Source organism: Methylobacterium ajmalii, from assembly GCF_016613415.1.
GTDB lineage: Bacteria > Pseudomonadota > Alphaproteobacteria > Rhizobiales > Beijerinckiaceae > Methylobacterium > Methylobacterium ajmalii.
In genome coordinates, this window is record NZ_JACWCT010000014.1 from 1 (window position 1) to 6,232 (window position 6,232).

At 63.8% G+C, this 6,232-nt stretch carries 9 protein-coding genes and 1 pseudogene; 9 read left to right on the plus strand and 1 reads right to left on the minus strand.

Features of this window, described 5'->3' with window-relative positions; translation table 11 throughout:
- On the minus strand, positions 1-1,838 hold a 1,838-nt coding region (locus HPY23_RS02550; RefSeq protein ID WP_200649552.1), incomplete at its 3' end, for a type VI secretion system Vgr family protein.
- 178 nt (positions 1,839-2,016) lie between these two features.
- On the opposite strand from HPY23_RS02550, the gene tssI reads away from it, so the two are divergent.
- The 9 genes and pseudogenes from tssI (at position 2,017) to HPY23_RS02585 (ending at position 5,798) form a co-directional block, all read left to right on the plus strand.
- Entirely contained in the window at positions 2,017-2,760 is a 744-nt protein-coding gene (gene tssI / locus HPY23_RS02555) for a type VI secretion system tip protein TssI/VgrG (RefSeq protein WP_413231094.1), read from the plus strand.
- Positions 2,760-2,963: a hypothetical protein gene (locus HPY23_RS32780; RefSeq protein WP_236017617.1), complete on the plus strand. Its 204-nt coding sequence runs from the start codon at positions 2,760-2,762 to the stop codon at positions 2,961-2,963. Before tssI ends, HPY23_RS32780 begins: the two co-directional genes overlap by 1 nt.
- Entirely contained in the window at positions 2,957-3,328 is a 372-nt protein-coding gene (locus HPY23_RS02560) for a hypothetical protein (protein ID WP_091883659.1), read from the plus strand. Before HPY23_RS32780 ends, HPY23_RS02560 begins: the two co-directional genes overlap by 7 nt.
- Positions 3,325-3,651 carry a hypothetical protein gene (locus tag HPY23_RS02565; RefSeq protein WP_091883662.1) on the plus strand — a complete coding sequence of 109 codons (327 nt, stop codon included), beginning with the start codon at positions 3,325-3,327 and terminating at the stop codon, positions 3,649-3,651. The genes HPY23_RS02560 and HPY23_RS02565 overlap by 4 nt, the downstream gene beginning before the upstream one ends.
- A gap of 3 nt (positions 3,652-3,654) precedes the next feature.
- Entirely contained in the window at positions 3,655-3,918 is a 264-nt protein-coding gene (locus tag HPY23_RS02570) for a hypothetical protein (RefSeq protein ID WP_139234900.1), read from the plus strand.
- A gap of 42 nt (positions 3,919-3,960) precedes the next feature.
- Positions 3,961-4,083: pseudogene (locus HPY23_RS33975) on the plus strand (GH-E family nuclease); the annotation flags it as partial.
- A 163-nt stretch (positions 4,084-4,246) separates the two neighbouring features.
- A complete protein-coding gene (locus tag HPY23_RS33980; RefSeq protein WP_413231149.1) occupies positions 4,247-4,540 on the plus strand; it encodes an ankyrin repeat domain-containing protein in 294 nt (97 codons plus the stop codon).
- A 492-nt stretch (positions 4,541-5,032) separates the two neighbouring features.
- Entirely contained in the window at positions 5,033-5,437 is a 405-nt protein-coding gene (locus tag HPY23_RS02580) for a DUF4150 domain-containing protein (protein ID WP_200649553.1), read from the plus strand.
- A 181-nt stretch (positions 5,438-5,618) separates the two neighbouring features.
- The gene (locus HPY23_RS02585; RefSeq protein WP_210346945.1) at positions 5,619-5,798 is read left to right on the plus strand and encodes a hypothetical protein; all 180 of its coding nucleotides are present in this window, start codon (positions 5,619-5,621) and stop codon (positions 5,796-5,798) included.
- The last annotated feature ends 434 nt before the right edge of the window (positions 5,799-6,232 follow it).

The following is a 6,232-nucleotide window of genomic DNA, read 5'->3' on the forward strand; positions in this document are numbered from 1 at the left end:
CCGCCGCCCGCCCCGGCCGGCCCCGCGAGCGCCCCCGCATCGACCGGCGCCGCCCCGCCGTCCCCGGAGGCTGCGCCCATCGCGTCCATCGCGACGCCCATCGCCTGGCCGAGCAGCCCCGCCGTCTGCCCCGACATCGCCGACATCGCCGCGGCCAGGGCCGCGCTCGCCGCGCCCCCCACCGCCCCCACGGTGAGCGAGCGCGAGCCCCCGATCGCCTGGTTCTGGTTGTTGCCCACCTCGAACGAGTGGTTCGCCCCCACGCTGCCGACCTGGTTGGCGTCCACCCGCGCCGTCGCGTCGTTCAGGACCTTCGTGGTCATGTCCTTCTGGGCGTGCGTGAACAGGTTCTCGGCCCCCGCCACGTCCTCCATCGAGATCTCGTTGTAGCCCCGACCCTTGTAGGTGTTCGACCGCACCACGAGCTTGGTCTTGTGCGCCGGCAGCTCGTAGGGCACCGGGTTGTTGGGGTTGGGCGCGATGCCGACCACGATCGGCCGGTCAGGATCGCCCTCCTGGTAGGCCACCAGCGCCTCCATCCCGACCCGCGGGATGATCTGCTGGCCCCAGTTGGTCCCACCCCAGGACTGCGTCACCCGCACCCAGCCGGTATCCGTCCCGTCGCCCCGGGCCCGTCTGTCCCAGGGGAATTGCAGCTTGATCCTCCCGAACGCGTCGGTGTGGATCTCCTCGCCGGGAGGCCCCGCGATCAGGGCGATCTGCAGCCCGTCGATGCGGGGACGCGGGATCGCCCGGTGCGGCGTCGCCGGTCGGTCGGCCGGGAGTGTCGTGAACGCGTTCTCGTAGTGCGGCGTGCCCGCGCCGCTCTCGTAGGTCGGGTCCTCGGCCCGGTGCAGGAGCTGCGTGATCACCTGCGCCGGGTAGACGTGGGTCGGGTGCGCCACCTCGTAAGGCGTGAAGCGCGATCCGGCCGCCAGGGTTCGTACGCTGGAGCGTCCCTCGATGCGGTCGAAGCCGGTCTCGGTCGCCTGGATGCGCAGCCGCGTGGCCCACTCGCCCGCTTCCCGGGTCAGCGCCCGGGCAGGGTACTCGTAGAGTTCGTAGGCCGTATTCTCGGGAACACGATCGATCGACGGTGTATCGGCGGCAAGATCAAGATTTGGTGTTAGGAATTCGTAATCCTTTCCGGCTCTTCGTCCTGGCGTGAACGAGAGTTGCCGGCGCCAGTCGTGGATGTGCTCGGCATCCGACGAGCCGAAGGCAAGACGAACCCGGGTCTCGGTCCCGCCGTCATAGGCCGAGGGATGATCGCCGACCACGAGCGTGTGCTTGCCGCGCTCATGGCGAAACCAGAAGAAATGCCCTTCTTCCTCGAGACGGCGCAGCAGATAGGCGAGATCGGTCTCGTTCCACTGCACGACGTAGTCGCGCTTCTGCGGCGGGCGGGTGACGCCGGCGAGGGTGTAGTCGCGGATGCCGTGCTCGGCGCAGAGCGTCTCGATCACCTCGAGCGTCGACTGGGTCAGGAAGATGCGGCAGTCGCTGCGCTGGCTCATCAGCCAGAGGCGCGGGCGCAGGGTGAGCGCGTACTGGCGCGCGCCTCTGGTGACGATCGGCCCCTCGTGCAGCTCGGTGACGAGGCCGTTCCAGACCCGCTGCGAGCCGTCGGCCAGCGTGAGGGCGAGATCGGCGGCGGTGCCGACGATCTCGTCGGGGCGGACCTCGTCGCGTTGTGCGCGGACGCGGGCCTGGATGGTGAAGAGGCGGTTGATGCCCTCCTCGACCTCGAGGCGCTCGAGCAGGAGGACGTCCTCGCCGAGGACGGTGTCGATCGCCATCAGGCGCCCGGCCTGGGTGTAGCGCACGGGCTTGGTCATCGCGCACCTTCCGTAGAGGTCGAAGATATGACCAATAGTCTAGGGCGGGATGTCCGGACGTTCAACCCGGCGTGGTATGGCGGGTCTGGGAGACAACCCGCCAGGCATGACGCAGGTGCGACGGGATGTCGAATCGTAGAGCAGGCGCCGGTCGGCCGCGGATGCCTCGCCCGCCCGGATCGACGGCGGCCGTCAGGCGTCGCCGGCAGATCGGCGAGGCGAGCGGCTTGCGCCTGGTGCCGAGCCTCGTCCTCGCCGTAGCGCCCGACACTACTGCGAGAACGCGTTCATGACGCTCCTGGCCGACCGACCGGCGACGCCGCACCGGGCGATCCCGCGCCCGCGGATCGACGGGCTGCAGATCGCGCTGATCGCGGGGCCTCCCGGCGAGGAGATCCACACCGACGCGTTCGGGAGGATCAAGCTGCAATTCCCGTGGGATCGGCGTGCCCGGGGCAACGGGACCGATACCGGCTGGGTGCGGGTGACGCAGTCCTGGAGCGGGACGCAATGGGGCCAGCAGATCATCCCGCGGGTCGGGATGGAGGCGCTGGTGGCCTACCAGGAGGGCGATCCCGACCGGCCGATCGTGATCGGCATCGCGCCCAACCCGAACAACTCGGTGCCCTACGACCTGCCGGCCAACAAGACCCGGATGGTTATGCGCTCGAATTCGTACAAGTCGAATGGCTTCAACGAGATGATCTTCGAGGATGCGACGGGTGCGGAGAACATGTTCTTCCACGCCCAGAAGGACCACACCACCAAGATCGAGAATAACCAGACCCACTCGGTGGGTGCCGACCACGCCAATGTCGTCGGTCGCAACCAGGCGCTGACGGTCGGCGCCAATCAGACTCAGGAGATCGGCGGCTCGCTGAACATAACGGTCGGTGGCACCGGGCGGGGGCTGCCGCCCTGATGGGTCCGCTGCTCGGGATGGCGGGGCAGACGGCGGGGCTGCTGGATCAGGCTGGCGGCCTCGCGGGGCTTGCCGCGATGGCGCCGCAGCTCGCTTCCTCGGTGATCGGCATGCTGGGCCAGGACGGCCAGCAGGCGCAGCAGGGGGTGTGGAACGGCCCTTCGCCGATCCGGCCTTTCCGCCGGATCCGGGTGGCGTGCTGACGATCGACTCCGAGCAGATCGAAGCGTTGACGGCGCGACGGCTGACGGCGTCGCACCGGCGCATCGCGGCCTACTTGCGCGAGGTGGCGGCCAGCGAAGTCGGCACCGCCTCGGACACGGCGTTGCACGAGCCCGTCGTGATCAGCGATCGGGTCGGGCGCAGCCTCGGTCTGGCGGGTGAGGCGGCGCAGAGCCGGTGGGCGCTACTGATGCTGCTGAGCCAAGGCCGGATCGCCAGCCATGAGCCGACCCAGGCGTATCTGGCTCAGGACGGCGATTCACCCGACGGGCACCTGAGACGCCTGTTCGATCTGACGATCGCGGCGATGGGCGAGGCTCGCGATGCGCGGGGACCGCATCGATGAGCGGGCTGTTCGAGGGGATCGGCGGTTCGGTCGGCGGGGCGATCGCGGGCGGCGCGAGCGGGGTGGTGCAGGGGCTGCCCGGCGCGGTGGCGGGGGGAGCGGCCGGCGGGGCGATCGGGGCGGCAGCGGGCGCAAGCGTTGGAGTCCTGGCCGGGGCCGGGACGGGCGGGGTAACGATCCCCGTGACGGGAGCGGGTGGTCTTGCGGGCGGCGCGGTGATCGGGAGCGCGGTGGGGGCGGGTGCCGGCTTTGCGCCGGGCTTCTCCCAGGGCTACCGTGACGGATACGGTCCGGGTTCTGCGATCGGCGGCGGCTATGGCTGAGCGGTGGATGACACTTGGCTCGGCAAGAAGCTGAACGCCATGGTCAAAGGCCAAGATAGGGCTGATGAACAGGCGAGCGATGAGGACCAGAAAAAGTGCGCCGGGAAGTGCGATAAGCCGTACTCCGACCCGAAGCAAAGGCCAAAATATGGCAAGGATCAGGTGAAAGGTGTTTGGGACGCAGCAAAAGATGAGAATGGCGATGTCTATGACCCCAACGCCGGCGAAAAACTTGAATGGGATAAATTTAAATCGCGATCAGGGTAATGGGATATGGGCCACAAGCCAGGAGAATAATATAAAAAGTTACATGATGATTACATGAGCGATAGAATCTCAAAGGAGGAATTTATGCAACGTTATCGCGATCCCAACAATTACCAGCCAGAGACAGTGAGTGGAAACCGTAGTCATCGTTTTGGGCAGAAATGAGCGATGTCATGAATGTATTCGTACAGATCAGAACAAATCCGGATTTTCAGCCAGAAGTCTTAGAAGATATTTCGATTTTAAGTAATGATAATCACACCTTGCTTCAAGAAGCCATAGTTTGGCGCCCCGAGTTTGCTGAATTTTTTACGAAAATGGTGCGTCAATCGATCACCAAGATGACAAAGGACAGACCGCGCTTCAATATTCAATCGCCAGATCTTATAATCAAATCGCTCTTTCGTTGCTCCAAAAGGGAGCAAATCCAAATTTAATAGATCAATATGGCAATAATGCATTGTGGACAGCCGTCATGAACCCAAAGCCCAACTATGATGTCATTGCTGCCTTGTTTTCAGCGAATGCAGACCCTCAACACAAAAACGCAGCCGGTCGATCTCCTCTTGATATGGCTCGCACGAAAAAAAATTCTAAAATACTGCAAATTATTGATAAATAACATTTTTTGATATTTAAGTACGTCATATTCTGATCATTATAAATAAATATACGATATTTTATATTATTGTATAAATAAATTATAAAATCTATAACTCAGTCCGATCGCAACACAATCGGACTGATTTATATTCAGACAAATCCATATTATTAGGCATGTGCTCTAGTAGAAGGAGCAGATCAAAGCTTCTGGCAGCCTGTATCCTTCCGGATTGTTCGCTGCCGCGCGACGAGTCTCGCGGCCCGTGACCCACTGACCTCGGCGTCCGCCCCCGTCGGCGGTCCGCTGCCCGAGGCGGAGACGGCGGAGATCGTCCTGGCCGAGCGCGCCCGGCTGCGCCGGTCCCTTCCCGATACGGAGAGCGTCGCATGAGCGGATCGGACGAGGCGAGCGAGGCCGGGGACGACTACGCCGGGGAGCCGCCGCGCCCCGATCCGTGGACGACGCAGCGGCCGCTGGAAGGGCCTGCGGGAGACGCACGAGGCGCGGGTGGTGAGCCTGTCGCCGGACGTGTGCCTGACGCCGCGGGGCTCGGCGCTGGTGCCGGTGCCCTACCCGATCGTCGACTACGCCGACCACTTCGAGGCCTACGCTCACACGGTGCGGTTCACGGGTCAGAAGGCGATGGTTCTGCGCTCGCGCACGACGCACGTGCACGGGGACGAGGCGGGGACGGGCGGGGGCGTGAAGTCGGGGACGCACGGCGACGTGACGGAGCCGATCGGCCACGCGCCGCAGGTGCGGGCGGAGGGATCCTCGGTGATCCGGCACCTGGACCGGTTCTGGATGAACCGGCGCAACACGGTGGGGGAGGCGGTCTACGTGAAGGACCAGCGGGCGCGTGCGGCACCGGCGGACGACGACCCGCTGCCGGGCAGCCTGCGCCGGTCATCCTGAGGGAGCGGGGCGATGTCGGGAACGGCCGAGCCGACCTGGTCACGCCCGCCGCCTTCGGCGCTCGCCTCGCCGAGCCTGACGCGGCTGGGGCGGTGGGGGCGGTGGCTGTTCAAGGGCGGCGGCCCGGTGGGGCGTACCGTCACGGCGGTTCACGGCGATTATGGAATCCTCGCCGACGGCGATGTCGTGGTTCGACGAGGTGCCGCGGGACGACTTCGAGCGCGCGCTGTTTGCCAAGGCGCGCGAACTGGAAGCGCAAGGGATCGACCGTGACGAGATCCTGAAGTGGTTTCGCGGCGAGCAGATCGTGCATGCCAAAACAAAAAAAATGAAGAGAAAACTAAATCGAAAACTGAAATAAAATCAGGCTCTGTCATAATTTTATCTCTAAGAATAAGATTTTATAAAATTCATAGACGTCTCGAAAAAATCAAAGGGGAAACAAAATTTATCCGCGAATTTTGTAGACCGCTTCGAGACAAAGAAAAAAGTCAATCAAATGACAAGAAAAGAATGGGGATCTGCACGACAGCACTATAAAAAATATGGCTGAGCCGGGGATGAAAAAATATTTAGGCAGGACAAAATCGATGAGATAAGAAATTGGCTTATTGGCCGTGGAAATGATCAGCCCCCACGGGGTGGCCCGAGCGGAATGTTAGTGAACCGTGGGCCTTTCCACCACGGGTAGCTTGGCCGGCGGAGCCGGTCGGGCGAGCGCAGCCGGCCAAGCGGTTAAGGCTGGCACGAACACCTCCGGGGCCGGCGGGCGGTCGCCGAGCGAGGCGTGCGGCC

What these genes read in the sequence shown, in the direction of transcription:
- HPY23_RS32780 (WP_236017617.1), top strand. Translation starts at nt 2,760, where the DNA reads ATGGGTCCGCTGCTCGGGATGGCGGGGCAGACGGCGGGGCTGCTGGAT.
- HPY23_RS02565 (WP_091883662.1), top strand. Translation starts at nt 3,325, where the DNA reads ATGAGCGGGCTGTTCGAGGGGATCGGCGGTTCGGTCGGCGGGGCGATC.
- HPY23_RS02585 (WP_210346945.1), top strand. Translation starts at nt 5,619, where the DNA reads ATGTCGTGGTTCGACGAGGTGCCGCGGGACGACTTCGAGCGCGCGCTG.